3 protein-coding genes are annotated in these 1,037 nt (G+C 35.0%); all 3 read left to right on the top strand.

From position 1 onward, the window contains the following. On the top strand, positions 1-252 hold a 252-nt coding region (locus GVN22_RS27815), incomplete at its 5' end, for a hypothetical protein (protein WP_205691068.1). 4 nt (positions 253-256) lie between these two features. Continuing rightward, positions 257-682 carry a DUF2251 domain-containing protein gene (locus GVN22_RS27365; protein WP_166554164.1) on the top strand — a complete coding sequence of 142 codons (426 nt, stop codon included), beginning with the start codon at positions 257-259 and terminating at the stop codon, positions 680-682. Positions 683-689: 7 nt separating this feature from the next. Further along, positions 690-953: a hypothetical protein gene (locus tag GVN22_RS27360; protein WP_166554163.1), complete on the top strand. Its 264-nt coding sequence runs from the start codon at positions 690-692 to the stop codon at positions 951-953. The last annotated feature ends 84 nt before the right edge of the window (positions 954-1,037 follow it).

Below are 1,037 nucleotides of genomic sequence, written 5' to 3'. Positions count from 1 at the left end.
TTTGCGTCCTTGCATACCTTTAAAATACGCATTTTTAGCCAATTTTCCAAGGTAAAATTAAAGGTTCTCAACAAGATGGAAGTCTATGGTTATTCCTTTATATTTGAGTTGTGCAACAGGCACAGGCGTTTGGCAAAAAAGCGGGTTCAGTGCTTAAATGAAGCATGGTGCTTCGTGTCAAATTCAGTGCTGGCGGACAGTTTAGTGCTTCGAAATCCGCTTCTTCGCCAAGCGCCAAAACGTTGGCAGTAATTATATGAGCGACAAACCTAACATATTTATTTACGAAGAACAGACCTTTACTGTTGGTCAAGAGACATTTGTTGACAGTACAGTAGAGAATAATAATGCTGTTATATTTGAGGACAACGAAGAAACAGGATATTTTTATGCAATTGACAGAAACAACAACTTGGACATTTTAGACGCTTTGCATATTTACAATGTTTCTGATGTTATTGACAAAGACAAACCTTCAATTGTAAGGATTTTATGGACAGAAGATTTAAAAAAAGCTTTTTTATCAATCAACAATTATTATCACGCAGTTTTTGACTTCGATAACAAAGCTGGATATTGTAGGACAGGATTTCCGAGTTCTAATAATAAGTGGACACTTATTTCAGAAAGACATTTGACAGATGATTTAATTATAGAATTATCAAAAACCTCTAACAATTAAGTTTGCAATGGAATTTCCGAAAGATAGAACAATAGTTGCGAGTGATGTAAATTTACGAGACGGAATTGGAGTTGAAATTTACCGAAATGATGAACTTGTTGTAGAAATATTTCGAGACGACACTCAATTAACAAGGACAGTGACAATTTTCAAACAAGAAATCGGACTTGAACTACTTGAAGAGTGTATTGAAATATTTAAAAAAGAAATACCTTGGGACTTTATTGACTATGATAAATTTAACGAAAAACAAACGGACGAGAAAAAATAACTACTGCCAATAGCTAAGGTTTCGTGGTGGCTGAAAGCCAAACCATGAAACCAATGTTGAACTTAAGCTCTGGTAGCGGTCGGC

Origin of the sequence: Cellulophaga sp. BC115SP (genome assembly GCF_009905545.1) — a bacterium.
Lineage (GTDB): Bacteria > Bacteroidota > Bacteroidia > Cytophagales > Spirosomataceae > Flectobacillus > Flectobacillus rivi.
This window is presented reverse-complemented; position numbering and strand designations above follow the sequence as displayed.